This is a genomic window from Microbacterium sp. 01T413_2 (assembly GCF_056398985.1).
Genome location: NZ_JBFTQL010000023.1, coordinates 85118 through 101999, shown reverse-complemented (window position 1 = coordinate 101999; position 16882 = coordinate 85118). Strand labels below are relative to the sequence as shown.

Genomic DNA, 16882 nt, shown 5'->3' with positions numbered 1-16882 from the left:
CGTCGGCAGAGTCCGCCGAGGTTGCCTTCTTCGGTGGCGCCGCCGTAGGCGGCGTCGATGGTGTGGTCGAGGTCTTGGGTTCGGGGTGGGAGTCCGCAGGTGGGGAATCGGCAGCGGGAGTCGCGGGCGTGCAGGAGTCGGCGCAGGTCGGTGTTGGGCCGGTAGTGGTCGACGGCGAGGATCGCCCCGGTGATCGGGTGCGTGAGCACGCGTTCCCAAGCGACGGCGTTACCGGCGAGGATGCGGGCGGTGTGCGTGTCGATGGGTTGCCCACCGGCGAGTTCGGCGGGCTGCTCGACACGGACGCCGAACGCGGAGTCGAGGCCCGCACCCGTGGTGTCGGTGCCCGCGCCCGTCCCTGACTTGTGCTCGCGTGCGCCAGCCCTGTCCGCGGCCATCGCCGTGACCACCGGGATCGTGACTTCGACCCGTGCCTGGAGCCCTCCGAGCAGCCCATCTGGGGTGTCATGTCCGGACGGGGCACCCGTGAGGAGGGTATCCGCGCACAGGTCGGCGCGGAGCTGGTCGATGGTGCGGTCATCGGCCGGATCACCCCGCATGTCAGCGTCCGCCCTGCGCCCCTCGTCGGCGTCGGCTCCACGACCCGCGGCGCCTTTCGCCGCCTGGGCGTTCGCCGTCTGCACGGCCCAGGCCTGCTGGCTGAGCCGGTCGTAGATCCCATCGATCACCGCGGCGGCGTGGATCARMCCRAGCATCTTCTGCCCGTCACCCAAGTCTTCCCGCCACACGGTGCGCTTCTCCTGCGCGTCCCGGTGCCGGTCGGTCAGCGACCGGGGTGCGAGCCGTTCCGCAACGCGCTCCACGATCCGCTTGGCCCGATGCGGCGTCTCCCCCTCGCACGCCGCGACCGCCGCCCGTTCGAACTCCGCCCGCACCTGATCGTCCAGCCGGGCCCCGGCGTCCTGGATCACCCGCACATGCGCGGCGTTGATCCTCGCGTCGGTGAACGCCTGCATCGTGGCCGGGAATCGGGTCATCAGTTCCGCGGCCCGCACCATCCGCCCCTGCACGACCCGGTCGGACATGTGCAGCACCGCCGCGAGTTCCGCCGCGACACTGCGGGCGGCGAGATCCACTGACTCACCCCGCACCCCGGACGCACCGTCCGCGGCGGCGAGGTCCTCCGCGAGGCGGTGCGCGACGGCCAGGTGCGCTTCCTTCAACGCCTGCAGGCGGGTGATCGTCGCCTCGGTCGTCGCCAACCCGTCCACGAGCGCGGCCAGCACAGCGACAGGATCCACCGGGTCCACCCCGGGATCCAGAACCGTGCCGGTCGAGCTCGTCATACCCCCATTCAACCCGGGGCCACCGACATTCCAGACCCTGAAAGAACCAGATCAGGCCGGGGAAAAAATCACAAATGCGTCACGACTCGGAGCCGGTCAAACGCACCCCCCGTCGCGCCTCGTGGTCGAGGTGAGCAAAACCCGGACACAACCAGATGAAGAGCGCCCGATTCCGACTCATCACCACAGCGAACCCATTCGCGCACGCAACCCTCGGACGATGCCGAGCCGAGCTGGGCCGATGCGGCGCCAGGCAAGGCTGCCCCCGCGGAAACCGCGGCGCGCCATCCCGGATCCGCTAGATCCGCCCGTCCTGACGGGGGATCCACACCTGCTTGATGATGATCAGGATCGAGGCGGTCACGGGCACGGCGATGAGGGCGCCGAGCAGTCCGAGGAGCGTGCCGCCGACGAGAGCGCCGATCACCACGAGCGAGCCGGGGATCGAGATCGCCTTGCTCATCACGCGCGGGGTGATGACGTATGCCTCGAACTGCATGTAGACGACGTAGACCGCGGCGAAGATCAGCGCCATGAGCGGTGAGGTGAACAGCGCGATGCCGGTGCCGATGATCCAGAACATCACGGAACCGACGAGTGGGATCAGCGTGATGAGGAATGCGACCGTCGCCATGAGCGGCGGGAACGGCAGCCCGAGCACGAGGTACAGCAGGAACACGATCACGGCGTTGATGAACGCGAGGCCCACCATGCCCATCACGTAGCCGCCGACGGACTCGATGATCTGCTCGCTGATGCGGTCGATGCCCTTGCGGTCGCGGGCCGGCGCCAGCCGCAGCAGTCCCGACTTCATCGAGGGGAGGGTCGCGAGGAAGTAGAGGGTCAGCACGAGCACGATCAGCCCGCCTGAGATGCCCGTTGCGATGCCGGTCGCGATCCCGGTGCCGATCTGCAGCGCGCCGCCGCCGATCTGGGCGATCCGGGTCGGATCGCTGAGGAACTTCTGCACCTCGGTGACGAGATCCGTGAGACCCACCCCGAACTGCCCCTCGAGCCATGCGTAGAACGTGGTGTGCGTGAAGTTGCGGATCGTGCCGGGGATCCCGGTGACGAACGTCGCGATCTGGTCGATGACGGTCGGCAGGATCGCGAGCACGATGACGACGAGCACGAGTGCGAGCGCCACGATGACGGAGACGACGGACCAGGCGCGGCTCAGCCCGTGCCGCTCGAGCCAGCGCACGGCGGGGTCGAGGCCGAGCGCGGCGAACAGCGCGAACGCGATGTAGATGAGCACGGTCGACAGGCTGCCGAGCGACAGGCCGAGCAGGATGGCGAGGAGGCCGCCGACGGTGGCGAGGAAGCCGAACCGGAACGGCTTGTCGATGCGGGTCCAGAACGAGGCGCGAGGGGGCGCTGCCTCGATGTACCTGGCCGGGGCGATGCCGGCGTCGGCGTCCGCGCCGACCTCGTCGGTCGGGGCGACGGTCGCGGTCGCGGTACTCCCGGTCGCGGCCGTGCCGGCGGCCATCGCGGCGGCGTCATCCGCCGCTTCCTCGGGGGTGCGCTCTTCGCGGGTCATGGCTTCACTGTAGAGGGCGGCGACGCGTTATCGTCGGAGGGTCCGCCCGTCCGCCGCTCGGTGAGGAGCCCCCATGTCCGACGCTGATCCCCGCACCGAACTGCTGCGACTGCGCGCCAGCATCGACAACATCGACGCCGCCCTCATCTTCATGCTCGCGGAGCGGTTCCGGTGCACACAGCAGGTGGGCGTGCTCAAGGCCGAGCACGACATGCCGGCATCGGATCCGGGCCGTGAGGAGCAACAGGTCGCTCGCCTGCGCGCTCTCGCCGAGGAGGCGCATCTGGATCCCGAGTTCGCGGAGAAATGGTTCAACTTCGTCGTCGCGGAAGTCATCCGCCACCACACCGAGGCCGCCGGATCGCGCTGACGCGACGTCGTCGCAGCGGGCGTACGACGTGCTCGGCCGGTGGCCTCGGTGCGTGAAGCTCAGCCCGCGTAGCTCGTGTCGTTGATGGACTGCACGGTCCATGCCCCCTGTGCGTAGGTGAGGACGTTCACCGCGCCGTTCTCGAGCGGCCCCGGCACCTCGGCGCCGAGCGATTCCAGCAGACAGGTGATCGACATGCCGCTGGAGACGGCGAGGATCTTGCCGCCGTGGCGCATGGGCATCGTGCGATCGGTGGCCGCAGTGGTGAGCGCGTCGTTCATGCGGGCGGCGACCTGCGCCCAGGTCTCGGCGGGCAGCGTCTTGTCGGGGTTGCTCGCGACGAAGGCGTCGATGATGTGCTCCAGGGTGTCCAATGGTCCCGCGGCGGCGAGCTGCGGGTACACGACCGACTGCTGCTCCCCCTCCCAGCCTCCGTAGGAGACCTCGCGCAGGCCGGCGACCCGGGTCGGGACGAGCGCGGAGCCCGCGGCGGCGAGGATCCCGCTCGCAGTCTGGAAATGGCGGGTCATGTCGGCGGAGTATGCGGCGTCGAACCCGCCGATGTCCGCCGCGAGGTTGCGGCCGACGTTCGCCGCGGTCGCGACACCCGCGTCGGTGAGCGGGGAGTCGGACCAGCCCTGCACGCGGCCGGCCTGGTTCAGCCAGGTCCGGCCGTGGCGGACCAGGTAGACGGTGACCGTACGGTGCGGCTGCGCGCCTGTGGGAGCGGCGTTCGCGGGGGCGGCGGCCCCGGCGACGGCGATCGTGCCGGCGAGGGCGGCGCCTCCGAGCGAGAGCAGGGCAGTACGGCGGGACAGATCGGGCATGTCATCTCCTTCGATGGATGGAATCCAAAAGCCTTACGTCGTTAAGGATTTGGATCCTGAAAGCCTAGTGACATTCAGGTTTCGAAGTGACAACGGATCCGGCGGAGCGGCGATCAAGGCGTGCATGCTTGGTGCATGCGGCAGGGGTGCGGAGCCTGGGCGGTCCGGAACAATGCGTGACGGAAAGTGATTGTTTTAGCGTAAGATCGATCACGGTCACGCACTCAGCGTCGACCGTAACCGCCGAGGAGGACGCATGACCGACCCGAACGAGAACCTCGCCCCCGGCGCTCACATGCGCRCCGAGCTCGACTCGCAGCCCGAGATGTGGGCGCGCGCGGCGGGCATGACGGCCGAGCAGGCCCTGCTGCCGGCGAAGGGCGAGCGCGTCGCCGTGGTCGGCTGCGGTACGTCCTGGTTCATGGCCCAGTCCTACGCCGCGCTGCGCGAGCGTGCGGGCTTCGGCATCACCGACGCCTACGCCGCGAGCGAGGCGTTCATGGATCGCGGCTATGACGCGGTTGTCGCCCTGACCCGCTCCGGAACGACCACCGAGGTGCTCGAGCTGGTCGACGAGCTCAAGGGATCCGGATCCGGATCCGGATCCGCTCCGCGCATCATCGGCGTGATCGGCGACGAGACCTCGCCGCTGGTGAGCATGGTGGACGACGCGATCCTGCTGCCGTTCGCCGACGAGCAGTCCGTCGTGCAGACCCGCTTCGCGACCACCGCGCTCGCGCTGTTCCGCGCCTCGCTCGGCGAAGATCTCACCGGGGCCATCGCCGATGCCCGCACCGCGCTCGCCGACGTGGATCCGACCCTCGCGGGCGCCGACCAGTACACCTTCCTCGGCCGCGGCTGGACGATCGGCCTCGCGCACGAGGCGGCCCTGAAGATGCGCGAGTCGTCGCAGTCGTGGACCGAGTCGTACCCGTCGATGGATTACCGCCACGGCCCGATCGCGATCGCCGCACCCGGCCGCATCACGTGGCAGTTCGGCGCCGCACCCGAGGGGCTGGACGCGCAGGTCGCCGCCACCGGTGGACGCTGGGTGCAGCACCCGATCGACCCGCTGGCCGACCTCGTGCGGCTGCACCGCGTGGCGCTCGACCGCGCGCTGGCCAAGGGGCTCAATCCCGACGAGCCGCGCAACCTCACCCGTTCGGTCATCCTCGAGGACTGAGAGCCGGCGATGACCACCCCTGGCGACGGCGTCGCGGTGAACGTCCCCCGCGCGCATGACGCGGCCGAGGCCGCCCGTGCGGTGCCCGACGTGCTCACCGATGCCTCGGGGGATCCCCTCGCGCAAGCGGCGGAGCTCGGCGCCGGATCCGCCGTGCTCGCGTTCGACGTGGGCGGTACCGACATCAAGTCGGCCCTGTTCGACGCCCACGGCGTCATGCTCGGTCTGCGTCGCACGCCGACCCCGGATCCGGGTCCCGACCTCCCGGAGCGGCTGATCGCCCGGCTGGTCGAGCTCGGCGCGCAGCTGCGTGAGGAGCATCCCGCGGTGGAGCCGGTCGCGGTGGGGCTGGTCGTGCCCGGTATCGTCGACGAAGTCGCCGGCATCGGAGTGTTCGCCAGCAACATGGGCTGGCGGGACGCGCCGATCCGCGCCCTCGCGGAGAAGGCATTCGGCCTGCCCGTCGCGTTCGACCACGACGTGCGCACCGGCGGCTGGGCCGAGCACGTGCTCGGCGGCGCGCGCCCTTATCCGAACTCGATCGTGCTGATCATCGGCACCGGGATCGCCGGCGCCCTGCTGCTGGGCGGCGTGCCCTTCACCTCCGGGGGCTACGCCGGCGAGGTGGGCCACTCCCCGGTCGCCGACGAGCCGGTGTGTCCGTGCGGCGCACGCGGCTGCCTCGAGGCCATCGCGTCGGCGGGAGCCATCGCCCGGCGCTACACCGCCCGCACCGGCAATGCCGTGGACGGGGCGAAGGAAGTCATCGCTCTCGCCGCGGCGGGGGACGAGGCCGCCGCCGCGGTCTGGAACGAGGCGCTCGATGCGCTCGCCCTGTCGCTCGCGCAGCTCACCGCGGTCGTCGCGCCGCAGGCCGTCATCATCGGCGGCGGGCTCTCGCGGGCGGGCGGAGCGCTGTTCGACGAGCTGCGCGCGCGCCTGCGGGCCCGGCTCAGCTTCCACCGCATCCCGGATCTGGTTCCCGCGCAGCTGCTCGGCAACGCCGGGATCCTGGGTGCGGCGCTGCGCGCGAGGGGCCTTGCATGATCGTCACCGTCACGCCGAACCCGGCGCTGGACCTCACCTGGCATGTCGAGCGGATCGTGCCCGGAGGTACCCATCGCGCGGACACCGGTGTCGCTCGCGCGGGCGGCAAGGGCCTGAACGTGGCCCGGGTGGCGCACGCGCAGGGCGCTGCCGTGCTCGCGCTGGCCACTGCGGGCGGACCGACCGGCGACGAGTTCGCCGCCGAGCTGGCTTCGACCTCGATTCCGCACGAACTGGTCCCAGTGCAGGCGGCGACCCGCCGCAGCGTCGCGCTCGTCGACGAGCACCTCGGCGACACCACGATCGTGAACGAGCGCGGTGTKAACCCGACGGCGGACGAGTGGGAGGCGCTGAAGGCCGCTGTCGTCCGGGCTTTGGCGACCGGGCGCCCCGTCCGCGATGCCGTCGAAGGATCCGGATCCGGATCCGCGGATGCCGGTGCGACTGCTCCCGCCGGCGCGAAGAAGATCAAGCCCGTCCTCGTCCTCTCCGGATCCCTTCCTCCCGGCGCTCCCGACGACCTGCTCCCGTCGCTCATCCGGATCGGCCGCGACGCCGGGGCGATCGTCATCGCCGACACGTCGGGGCCGGCGCTCCTGGCCGCGGCCGATGCCGGTGCGACCGTGCTCAAGCCCAACGCGGCGGAGCTCGCCGAGGCCACCGGTCTCACCGATCCCATCGCCGGGGCGTGCGAGCTGCTGCACCGCGGCGCGAAGCTGGTCCTGCTCTCCCGCGGGGCGGACGGGATGCTGGCCGTCACCTCGGACGAGGTCGTGCGCGCCCGCCTCGCCGAGCCCCTCGCCGGCAACCCGACCGGCGCAGGCGACGCCGCCGTCGCCGCGTGCGCCGTGCTGATGGCGCAGGGGGAGAGGAAGCCCACGGCGCTGCTGCGCCGCGCCACCGCGTGGTCGGCGGCGGCCGTGCTGATGCCGGTCGCGGGTGAGATCCACTCGTCGTGGCCCGAGCTCGAATCCGCCCTGATCGTCGATAGCCCGCCCTTGACGGCGCTGAGCCGACCGTCCGCCGAAAGGACACCCCGATGACCCTCGTCTCCGCCCGCGACCTCGTGCACGATGCGGCCCGCCGCGGTACCGGCGTCGGCGCCTTCAACGTGATCCACCTGGAGACGGCCGAGGCGCTGGTGGTCGCGTCGGCCCGGGCCGAGCTGCCCGTGATCCTGCAGATCTCGCAGAACTGCGCCGACTACCACGGCGGACTCGAGCCGATCGCGCTGGCCACTCTCGCGGCGGCCCGGCGTGCGGCCACGCCGGTCGCGGTGCACCTCGACCATGCCGAGCGGCCAGAGCTCGTCGACGAGGCCATCGCGCTCGGGTTCGGATCCGTCATGTTCGATGGCGGCGCGCTCGACTACGCCGAGAACGTCGCGCTCACCGCACAGGTCGTCGAGCGCGCGCACGCTGCCGAGGTGTACGTCGAGGGCGAGCTGGGCGAGGTCGGCGGCAAGGACGGCGCGCACGCCCCGGGTGTCCGCACGGACCCGCAGGAGGCGCGCGCCTTCGTCGCCGAGACCGGCGTCGACGCCCTCGCCGTAGCCGTCGGATCCTCGCACGCGATGACCGATCGCACGGCGGCGCTGGACCTCGACCTCATCGCGCGTCTGCGCGAGGCCATGCGCGGCGCGGGAGAGGACGGAGTAGACGTGCCGCTCGTGCTGCATGGATCCAGCGGCGTGCCGGATGACGCGATCGCCGCCGCGGTGCGTGCGGGCATGACGAAGATCAACGTCTCCACGCACCTGAACGGGTTCTTCACCCGCGCGATCCGGGAGAGACTGGAGGCGGATCCGCGCCTCGTGGACTCCCGCAAGTACGTCGCTCCCGCCCGTGATGCGGTCGCCGGCGAGGCCGCGCGTCTGCTGCGCCTGTTCGCTGGACAGGACGCATCCTGACCGGATCCGGAGCCTGCACATGAATCGCGCCAATCGCCTCACCGCGATCCTCGATCTGCTCGCCGTCCACGGCGACGTCTCGGTGGAGGAGCTCGCCGAGCGCTTCGACGCCTCCGCAGCGACGATCCGCCGCGACCTGGACAGCCTGTCCGAGCGGCGCCTGCTCACCCGCACCCACGGCGGGGCGGTGGCGCAGTCCGTCGCGTATGAGCTGCCGGTGCGCTACAAGAGCCACCAGCGCACCTCGCAGAAGGAGCGCATCGCAGAGGCCGCCGCGGCGCTCGTCTCGCCCGGCGCCGTCGTCGGCCTCTCCGGGGGCACCACCACGACCGCGATCGCGACGGCGCTCACGGCCCGCGAAGATCTCGCCGAGCACGGCCTCACCGTCGTCACCAACGCCGTGAACATCGCCGCCCAGCTCGCCACGCGCCCCGACATCAAGGTCGTGGTCACCGGCGGTGTGATCCACTCCCGCAGCTACGAGCTGGTGGGGCCGTTCGTGGAGCAGCTGCTCGCGGGCATCGCGCTGGACATCGCCTTCATCGGCGTGAACGCCGTGTCCCTGGAGGGCATGGCGAGCACGCACGACGAGCGCGAGGCGGCCGTGAACCGCATGATGGCGAGCCGCGCCCGGCGTGCGGTGATCGTCGCCGACTCGTCGAAGATCGGCGCCTCGGCGTTCGCCGCGGTCGGCGGATCCGACCTGTTCCCGACGCTGCTCACCGACGACGGCATCGCGCCGGATGATCGGAGTGCCCTGGGCGACGCCGGCTTCGAGGTCGTGCTGGCGGACTGATCGAGTCGCCCCGCACGACGCCCGCGGCGTGAGTCGCGGGCTACGGCTGTGCGTGTCCGAAGCCGTAGCCCGTGTATCCGTAGAGGGTGACCTCATTGAGCGTCGCCCAGCCCGCCGAGGCGGTCACATCCACGCGCACGTAGCGCACGGGGATGGTTCCGCCGAGCAGTTTCGCGTCGAGATGGGTGGTGTTGGCGGTCGCGTACGTCTGCACGGCGCTCCAGTTCGTCCCGTCCGTGGAGGTGTACACCGTCGCCGACTCGGGATAGTACTGGCCGTCCACGGGGTTCTGCGGCTTGAGGGAGATCCCGATCTTGCCGATCTGGCGGATGGTCTTCAGATCGATCGTGTAGGTCGCGGGCGCCGGCGAGCCTTTCGCGGCGGTGTTGAAGTATGCCGTGCTTCCGTCGATCGCCCCGGTCGGCTTCATCTCCGGGTGTGCAGGATCGGTGGCCGTCATGTCGGTGCTGATCGACACGGTACCGGCGTTGTACTCGGCCATCAGATCGAGTTTCGGCGTGTAGGAACCTTCAAGGTCTGCGACGTCATACCGCTGGATAAACAGACCAGACACTGACGAGTCGTACACGGCTGTCACGAGCGAAGTGCCCAGCAGGGCGGTACCGGAGTAGCCGGCGTCCCAGACATCCTTGAAAGGCTGGTAGAGGGTCTCGGGCAGCGTCGCTCCCCAGTACTGGTCGAGGTAGCGCATCTTCACCATGACCGGCCGGCTCGAGCCGGACGGTTGGCTCCACAGGTTGACGACCTTGTTGGTCCCCGGAACGCGGAAAAGCTCGGGGGCGTGCATCGGCACTCCGAGATCCTGAGTCGGCGTCCAGGTAGTCATGTAGGTGCCGTCGTACGAATCGTATTGGAAGCCGTTCGCGTTGGTGCGAGCGATGATACGGAGATGACCGTCCTCCAACTCGGCGATCGCGGGTTCGGTCCAGTCGGTCGACCCGGAGCCCGACGCGATCGTCTTCTGGTTTCCGCTCCATGAGGCGCCTTTGTCCATGGAGCGGACGATGACGATCGAGTTGTTCGCGTCGGAACCCTGCTTGCCGTACAACGGGATCAAGAGTTCGCCGGTCCCACGCACTTCGATGATCTTCGCGGTCGTTGCCGCGTGGGGAAGCGTTGACGTGACGGCCACGGGAGCTGCCCACGATGCCCCTTCATTGTCGCTTGTGCGGGTCTGCGTGCCAATGACGGCGGATGCTGTCTGATCGTAGGAGAAGTAGGACAGGATGAGGCGGCCGGTCGAAAGGCGGGTGATGGAAGGGTCGCGGAGATCAGCACTGCTGGTTGCGATCACTTGCTCGCCTGACCATGTCGCACCCCCGTCCGTGCTCTTCTTCATCCGGATGTCGCCCCTGCTGCCGACGTGGGACGACGCCCAGCGGTAGACCAGGATCAGCTCTCCTTGGTTTCCGACAGTCAGGTCTGGGAAATAGGCGCGACACTGCACTCCGGGCTGTCCGTCGCAGTCCCGAGCTACCACAGCGTTGTTGCCGGCGTTGGCCCAGGTCGTGTGGTCCAGGTCGGCGAATGCGGGCCCCGCGGCCCCGAGCGCAATCATGGCGGCCATGCTCAGACCGGCGATCGTTGACGCGATCTTCCTCATCGGAATGCTCCTCACATCGGCGGCAAGCGTCTGCCTGCCTGCGGTGACGTCACGAAATCAGCGATCGCCGTTCCATGTCAACAACAAAGAAATGCTTGACATGGAACGATGCTCCACGTCAGTGTCTGTCGCATGGAACAGAATTCCACGTCGTATCACTCGCAAGGGCTGGCCCGAGGGTTGGCCGCATTGCGAGTTCTCGGTGCCGAATCGCAACCGATGTCGCTCGCTGCGTTGTCGCGCGCCCTCGACCTTCCCAAACCGACCGTGGTTCGCCTTCTGTCGGTGATGGAACGCGAGGGTTTCGTCACCCGCGTGGGGCAGCCGCCCGCCTTCACGCTCGGTCCGAGCCTTTACGCATTGACCGAATCACTTGGGCCGGCCGACCTGTCGCAGCTGACCGCACCGACGATGAAGGCACTCGCGGATGAGCTGGGGTTCACCACGAACTTGGGTGTGCTGCAAGGGCGGGCGGTACTCCACCTGGCCGTCGAAGAGCCCGCGCGGGCTCTTCGAATCGCAGCGGGAGGTTTCCTGGATCACACGTATTGCACGGGTCTCGGCAAGATGCTGCTCTCCGCGCTCGAGCCCGAGATCGTCGACGAACACGTGCCGTTGAGCGAGCCGTATGAGCGTTTCACCGACTACACGATCACCGATCGTTTTGCGCTGGACCGTGAGCTTGTGCGCATCCGTGACCGCGGGGTCGCGATGGATGATCAGGAACGCAACCGCGGGGTGCGGTGCATGGCGATCCTCGTTCCGGCACCGGACGATCTCGCGCTGTCGCTGAGCGTGTCGGGGCCCGCGGGTGAACTCGGCACCGGTGACGAAGCCCGCGTCCTGCGCGTCCTGCGTGAGGCGGCGACAGCTATCGCAGGGCTGCCGCGCTTGGGGGCCGCCCTACAGACGGTGCGCGAAAGGCTGGCGCTCGCATGATCATTGATCTCCACACGCATTGTCACCTTCCGGAGCACTGGGGAAGCGAGCACGAAGACCATTGGGAKGGCGCTTACGGCGCGCCCTACCCGGTCGTGACACCAGAGAGTTTCGACGCTGCCATGGTCGGAATCGACGCAGCGGTCACCTTCGGAATGGCTGCAACGACGGCGGGGGTGCGCACGCCGAACGCGTTCGTGGCGGATTTCATCACACAGGTGCGGACGCCGACGGTGGGCTTTGCTGCGATCGACCCGTCGGATCCTGATTGGCGGGGTCAGCTCGAAGAGGCGATCGAGCTCGGCCTGCAGGGGGTGAAGTTGTACCCGGTGCTGGCGCTCTTCGATCCGCTTTCGCCCGAGTTCGACGACTTCTACCGGCTCATGATCCGCCACGGAATGGTCGCCCTCTGGCATATGGGGGCCACACCGAGCCCCGTCGGAAGTCTTGCCGTGAGCCAGCCCCTCGTCATCGACGAGGTGGCGCGCCGGCACCCGGATCTCGTTCAGGTCATGGCTCATATGGGTCACCCTTGGCAGCGCGACACGAACGTCGTACTGCGCAAGAACGCGAGTGTGTTCGCCGATGTCTCCGGCGTTCCGTCGCGTCCGATGGACGGCTACCTCGCGCTCGTGCACGCCCAGGAGTGGGGCACGGTCGACAAGCTGCTCTTCGGTTCCGACTATCCGCTCTGGACACCGGAGGACGCGATCGACCGGCTCCACGCTATCGCTTCGATGCGGGCGGGCACCCTGCCGTTCGTGCAGGAGGAGACCATCGACCAGATCCTGCACCGCGACACTCTCGCGTTGCTCGGGCTGACGACACAGAGAAAGCGAGCATCACAAGGTGAGTAGCACGACGACCCCGAACGGGAACCCCCACAGCATTGCGGCGCGAGCCCAGCAGATCATCCCCGGAGGGGTCAACTCCGCCACGCGTGCGATCGGCGCGCCTTGGGCGTTCTCGGGTGCGAAGGGCGCGATCGTCACCGACGCGGCGGGAAGGGACTACCTCGACTACCACGCGGCGTTCGGGGCGAACCTCCTGGGGTACGCCGACGAGCGGGTCGGCGCGGCGGTGGCGGATGCGAGCCGCGGCGCGGGCCTCATCGGCCTCGGCATCACTGAGCTGGAACTGCGGCTCGCGGAGCTCGTGGTGGACGCCATCCCGTCGGCCGAGATGATGATCACGACGATGAGCGGCTCCGAGTCGGTGCTGCAGGCGGTGCGGCTGGCACGGGGGGCGACGGGCAGGCGGTTCATCGTCAAATTCCAGGGATGCTTCCACGGATCCTTCGACGCGGTCGCGCGCAACGTCATCTCACCGGCGGAGCGCGCGTACGGCTGGGATCCGAACTCCGCAGGCATCCTGGAGGATGCGCTCAGCCACACCCTCATCGCCGAGTTCAACGACCTCGATTCCGTCGAGCAGCTGTTCGCCGAGTACGGGGATGACATCGCCGCCGTGATCCTCGAACCGGTTCCTCACAACGTAGGCGCGCTGCTCCCGGAGCAGTCTTTCCTCGAGGGATTGCGCAGGCTCACTCACGCTTACGGGTCGCTCCTCATCTTCGACGAAGTCATCACGGGGTTCCGGCACGCACTGGGCGGTTATCAGGAGATCTGTGGCGTCACGCCCGATCTCACGACCTTCGGCAAGGCGATGGGCAACGGCGTCGGGGTGGCGGGCCTCGCCGGATCCCGCGACGTCATGAGCAACTTCTCGTCCGCGGGCGGATCGGTGATGCTCGCCGGGACCTTCAACGGCAATGCGACGTCGATGGCGGCTGCGATCGCGACGATCACCGTGCTGGCTGATCCGGAGGTCGGCTTCTACGAGCATGTCCGCCGACTCGGAGACCGCATGCGCGCAGGCCTGAGCTCGATCACCCAGGAGCTCGGCATCCCCGCTGTCGTCACCGGACTCGGCTCGGTCTTCGTGACGTACTTCCTCGAGGGAGAGGTCCGCGGCTACCGGGATCTCCTGCGTAACGACGATCACGCGTACGCCACCTTCCATCGGCGCATGCTCGACGCCGGCTTTCTGATGTATCCCATGGCGTTGAAGCGCAACCACATCTCGTTGGCGCACACGGAGGCCGACATCGACCGCACTCTGGAGGCCGCCGCGGCCGTGCTGGCGGGGATGCAGCGTGACGGCGAGTTCGGACGAGGAACGGAAGCACAGCGATGAGGGCGAGAAGGACGGCTCTCGTCTCCGGAACCGTCATAGACGGCTTCGGTGACGAGGCGATCGACGGGGACCYGATCTTCACGGACGGCGTCGTCGAAGCCATCGTCCCGCGTTCAGCGCGACCGGCGGGCGGATACGACGCCCGGACGATTGACATCAGCGGCTGCGTGGTGGCGCCCGGCTTCGTGGATCMCCATTGCCATTCTGATCTGACCCGGTTCGCCTATCCGGACAACGAGAGCAGGATCACACAAGGCATCACGACGGAGGTCGTGGGGAACTGCGGCATGTCGGCCGCGCCGGTGGGAGATGACCCGGCGTCCTTCGCCGCCATCATCGCAACCATCGACGTCACGCCCTCCACGCCGCGTCCATGGCGCAGTGTCGACGAGTGGCTCGAAATGCTCAACGCCGCGGCATCGAGCACAAACGTCGCCGCGCTTGTCGGGCACGGGTCAGTGCGCCACGCCGTAGCGCCACAAGCGGGTGGCGAGCTGAGCGTGGAGGAGAAGTCGTCGCTCTGTGCCGAACTCGAATCGGCCCTCCAACTCGGCTGCGTCGGCGTGAGTCTCGGACTCATGTACGCACCGGGCGAGCTGGCCGGAGCCGACGAACTCCGCGCCGTAGGAGGTATCGTCGCAGCCGCGGACGCCGCGCTCACGGTCCATCTGCGGGACTACGACGCGCGGGCACTCGACGATTCGGTCCGAGAGGCCGTCGCTGCAGCCGGGAACGCGCGATTGCAGCTTTCACACCTGCGCGCGACGAAGTCCGCCGATACGTTCGCGCGCACCATCGAGGGGATCGGCGCGCTGCGCGCCGATCATGACGTCGCCGCGGACTGCTACCCGTACACGGCGGGCCACACCACCCTGCTCCAACTGCTGCCGCCGGAGCTGCGCGCCGGGGGTCCCGACGGCGCCCTTCGGCTCAGCGCGGCGAAGCTTGCGGAGGCTCTCGAATCGTCCGGCTGGGGACCCGAGCAGATCCTTGTGATGAAAGCCACCAGCACCCCGGAAGCCGTCGGGTACGGCGGCGGCGACCAGGCACGCCCCTGGGAGTGGTTCGCGGATCTGCTGCTTGCGAACCGGGCACGCGTCGACGTGGCGGTGGAGAGCGGAGCGTGGGCCGATGTGGATCTGGCGCTTCGCACCGACTGGGTCACCATCGGATCCGACGGCACGGCGTTGTCTGCGGAGCACACCGCCTCCGCCGCCCATCCTCGGTCGTGGGGTTCGTTCCCCGCAGCCTTCCACCGCATGCGATCGCTCGGGGTGCCCTTGCCGGCCGCCGTCCGGCGGATGTCGGTCGGTTCGGCAGACCGGTTCGGCATCGCGAGCGGGCTGAAATCAGGGAACCCCGCCGACATCGTTGTGTTCGCAGAGGCAGAGATGGACTCAGCGGCCGGCTTCGCAGATCCATCACGTATCGCGACAGGCGTCCGCCATGTCTTCGTGAACGGCGCGGCGGTGCTGGAAGACGGACGCATGACCGGTGCGCGGCCAGGGCGGCTGCTGAGGAGAGGGACCGTGAGATGAGAGAACGACTGGGCGTGGCGATCATCGGAGTCGGCGGAATCGCTGCCTCCCATATGGCCGCGCTGCGGGTGTCGGACCGCGCGGAGCTCGTGTGCGTGCAGGACATGGACCATGCGCGGGCCGCTCAGGTGGCGTTGGAACAGGGGTGCCAGGCGGCAGGGACTCTGGAGGAGGTGCTGCAGCGGAAGGATGTCGAAGCGGTCATCGTGTGCACGCCGAACCTCACTCACGGCGAGATCGGCGCCGCGGTGCTCGGCGCTCAGAAGCACCTCCTGATGGAGAAGCCGCTCGCCATGACGATTGACAATGCGGAGTCGCTGGCGGCCCTGGCGGCCGAACGAGCGCTCGTCCTCGCCGTCGGTCACAGTCACCGGTTCTCGGCRCAGAGTCTTGCCGTGCAGCGGCTGGTAGCCGAAGGCGCCGTCGGAGTGCCGACCTTCGTCCGGATCGTCATGAATGGCGGCTGGATCTGGCCCGGGTGGCAGTCATGGGTCCTGAATCCGGCGATCTCGGGCGGGCACTCGCTGCACAACGGCGTCCACCTCACCGATCTCGCCTCCTGGTGGATCGGGGAGAAGCCCGACACCGTCTTCGCGGCAGGACAGCATGTGACCAGCAGTGCTCTCGACATCGCCGACTATCTCGTGATCGAGCTGGGATTTCCCGGAGGGGCCGCGGCGATCTGCGAGGTCAGCCGCGCCGAGCGGCCCCGGCGTGCCGGCTATCTCGAATTCACGGTCATCGGCACCGAGGGCGTGATCACCCGTTCCTGGGACGCGGAGGGTATTCGGGCATGGCTGGAGGAAGGACTTGCGATGTGGTCTCCCGACGGCATCGCCGCCGACGTGTTCGTGCGCGAGTTGGACTCTTTCGTCGGGGCGGTCCGCGGTGAGCATCCCGTCGAGCCGTCGGTGGCCGACGCCATCGATGCGGTGCGCGTCGCCGCAGCGGCGGAGCAGTCGCTGGCCACCGCGCAGGTCGTGGATCTGGGAGGAGCACGATGATGACATCCATCCAGGGCCGGTCCGCGGCCCGCTCGGAGGAGCGAGCGCCCATGGCGACTCACCCGTCCTTCACACGAGCGCTGCGCGCGGTGCGAGACGGCGAGGCTGGGTTGTTGCGTGCCGTCATGATCGATGTCGTGCAAGCCGGACCGTACACAACCGATCACGATCCGCGAAGCCTTCTCGCCGAACCCGTCACGTTGCTCACGCAACTCACGGGTCGGACGACGATGACCATCGCCGCCGCGTCCGTCACCGCTACGCATTCGACCTTCCTCGCCCAGACAGCGCGTGAGATCGTGCTGTCGTCGCATGTCTCGCATCTAGTGGCGCCGGTCTCCGAGGTGCTCCTCGCCCACCTGAGGATCGTGGGCAGCCACGGTCACATCGATGTGGACCTGCGCGGACCGGCATTGGCCGTGCGCACGCCCGGAGCGACGCGACCACATCCTTACGGCGTGGGCACGGCGGATCTCGGGGCCGAGCAGCCGGGGAGCGGCAGCGGATCCGGCTCCGAGACGTCCCGCATCTGCGACGCCATCGTCGAGTCGGCGAACACGCGTGCCGCGGTCGTCGTGCCCAACGAAAGCTGACAGGAG

General features: G+C 68.9%; 16 protein-coding genes. 12 read left to right on the top strand and 4 right to left on the bottom strand.

Annotation, left to right across the window (positions count from 1 at the left end):
* A partial coding sequence (locus tag AC1DMN_RS13120; protein ID WP_477384379.1) for an HNH endonuclease signature motif containing protein occupies positions 1-1307 on the bottom strand: 1307 nt, incomplete at its 3' end.
* A gap of 298 nt (positions 1308-1605) precedes the next feature.
* The gene (locus AC1DMN_RS13115) at positions 1606-2850 is read right to left on the bottom strand and encodes an AI-2E family transporter (protein ID WP_440732882.1); all 1245 of its coding nucleotides are present in this window, start codon (positions 2848-2850) and stop codon (positions 1606-1608) included.
* Between the two features lie 73 nt (positions 2851-2923).
* On the opposite strand from AC1DMN_RS13115, the gene AC1DMN_RS13110 reads away from it, so the two are divergent.
* Positions 2924-3220 (top strand): chorismate mutase, encoded by a 297-nt coding sequence (locus tag AC1DMN_RS13110; RefSeq protein ID WP_440732883.1) that lies wholly within the window; start codon positions 2924-2926, stop codon positions 3218-3220.
* A gap of 59 nt (positions 3221-3279) precedes the next feature.
* On the opposite strand, the gene AC1DMN_RS13105 is transcribed toward AC1DMN_RS13110, so the two are convergent.
* Positions 3280-4047 (bottom strand): histidine phosphatase family protein, encoded by a 768-nt coding sequence (locus tag AC1DMN_RS13105; RefSeq protein WP_477229891.1) that lies wholly within the window; start codon positions 4045-4047, stop codon positions 3280-3282.
* Positions 4048-4303: 256 nt separating this feature from the next.
* On the opposite strand from AC1DMN_RS13105, the gene AC1DMN_RS13100 reads away from it, so the two are divergent.
* The 5 genes from AC1DMN_RS13100 to AC1DMN_RS13080 are packed head-to-tail and all read left to right on the top strand — an operon-like array spanning position 4304 to position 8982.
* A complete protein-coding gene (locus AC1DMN_RS13100) occupies positions 4304-5230 on the top strand; it encodes an SIS domain-containing protein (protein ID WP_477384377.1) in 927 nt (308 codons plus the stop codon).
* Positions 5231-5239: 9 nt separating this feature from the next.
* On the top strand, positions 5240-6277 hold the full coding sequence (locus AC1DMN_RS13095) for an ROK family protein (protein ID WP_477229889.1): 1038 nt from the start codon (positions 5240-5242) through the stop codon (positions 6275-6277).
* On the top strand, positions 6274-7320 hold the full coding sequence (locus tag AC1DMN_RS13090; protein WP_477229888.1) for a 1-phosphofructokinase family hexose kinase: 1047 nt from the start codon (positions 6274-6276) through the stop codon (positions 7318-7320). The genes AC1DMN_RS13095 and AC1DMN_RS13090 overlap by 4 nt, the downstream gene beginning before the upstream one ends.
* The gene (locus AC1DMN_RS13085) at positions 7317-8186 is read left to right on the top strand and encodes a class II fructose-bisphosphate aldolase (protein ID WP_477229887.1); all 870 of its coding nucleotides are present in this window, start codon (positions 7317-7319) and stop codon (positions 8184-8186) included. The genes AC1DMN_RS13090 and AC1DMN_RS13085 overlap by 4 nt, the downstream gene beginning before the upstream one ends.
* A 19-nt stretch (positions 8187-8205) precedes the next feature.
* The gene (locus AC1DMN_RS13080; RefSeq protein ID WP_441978343.1) at positions 8206-8982 is read left to right on the top strand and encodes a DeoR/GlpR family DNA-binding transcription regulator; all 777 of its coding nucleotides are present in this window, start codon (positions 8206-8208) and stop codon (positions 8980-8982) included.
* Positions 8983-9022: 40 nt separating this feature from the next.
* Here AC1DMN_RS13080 and AC1DMN_RS13075 read toward each other — a convergent pair whose 3' ends face one another.
* The gene (locus AC1DMN_RS13075; protein WP_477229886.1) at positions 9023-10606 is read right to left on the bottom strand and encodes an exo-alpha-sialidase; all 1584 of its coding nucleotides are present in this window, start codon (positions 10604-10606) and stop codon (positions 9023-9025) included.
* Between the two features lie 132 nt (positions 10607-10738).
* Between AC1DMN_RS13075 and AC1DMN_RS13070 the strand changes: the two genes are divergently transcribed.
* The 6 genes from AC1DMN_RS13070 to AC1DMN_RS13045 all read left to right on the top strand — a co-directional run bounded on the left by AC1DMN_RS13070 (position 10739) and on the right by AC1DMN_RS13045 (position 16876).
* Entirely contained in the window at positions 10739-11545 is an 807-nt protein-coding gene (locus tag AC1DMN_RS13070) for an IclR family transcriptional regulator (protein WP_477229885.1), read from the top strand.
* A complete protein-coding gene (locus tag AC1DMN_RS13065) occupies positions 11542-12402 on the top strand; it encodes an amidohydrolase family protein (RefSeq protein WP_477384375.1) in 861 nt (286 codons plus the stop codon). The genes AC1DMN_RS13070 and AC1DMN_RS13065 overlap by 4 nt, the downstream gene beginning before the upstream one ends.
* A complete protein-coding gene (locus AC1DMN_RS13060; RefSeq protein ID WP_477229883.1) occupies positions 12395-13741 on the top strand; it encodes an aspartate aminotransferase family protein in 1347 nt (448 codons plus the stop codon). The genes AC1DMN_RS13065 and AC1DMN_RS13060 overlap by 8 nt, the downstream gene beginning before the upstream one ends.
* Complete coding sequence (locus tag AC1DMN_RS13055) at positions 13738-15279, top strand: N-acyl-D-amino-acid deacylase family protein (RefSeq protein ID WP_477384373.1); 1542 nt, start codon at positions 13738-13740, stop codon at positions 15277-15279. The genes AC1DMN_RS13060 and AC1DMN_RS13055 overlap by 4 nt, the downstream gene beginning before the upstream one ends.
* A complete protein-coding gene (locus AC1DMN_RS13050; protein WP_477229881.1) occupies positions 15276-16283 on the top strand; it encodes a Gfo/Idh/MocA family protein in 1008 nt (335 codons plus the stop codon). Before AC1DMN_RS13055 ends, AC1DMN_RS13050 begins: the two co-directional genes overlap by 4 nt.
* A 230-nt stretch (positions 16284-16513) precedes the next feature.
* Positions 16514-16876: a hypothetical protein gene (locus AC1DMN_RS13045; RefSeq protein WP_477229880.1), complete on the top strand. Its 363-nt coding sequence runs from the start codon at positions 16514-16516 to the stop codon at positions 16874-16876.
* The last annotated feature ends 6 nt before the right edge of the window (positions 16877-16882 follow it).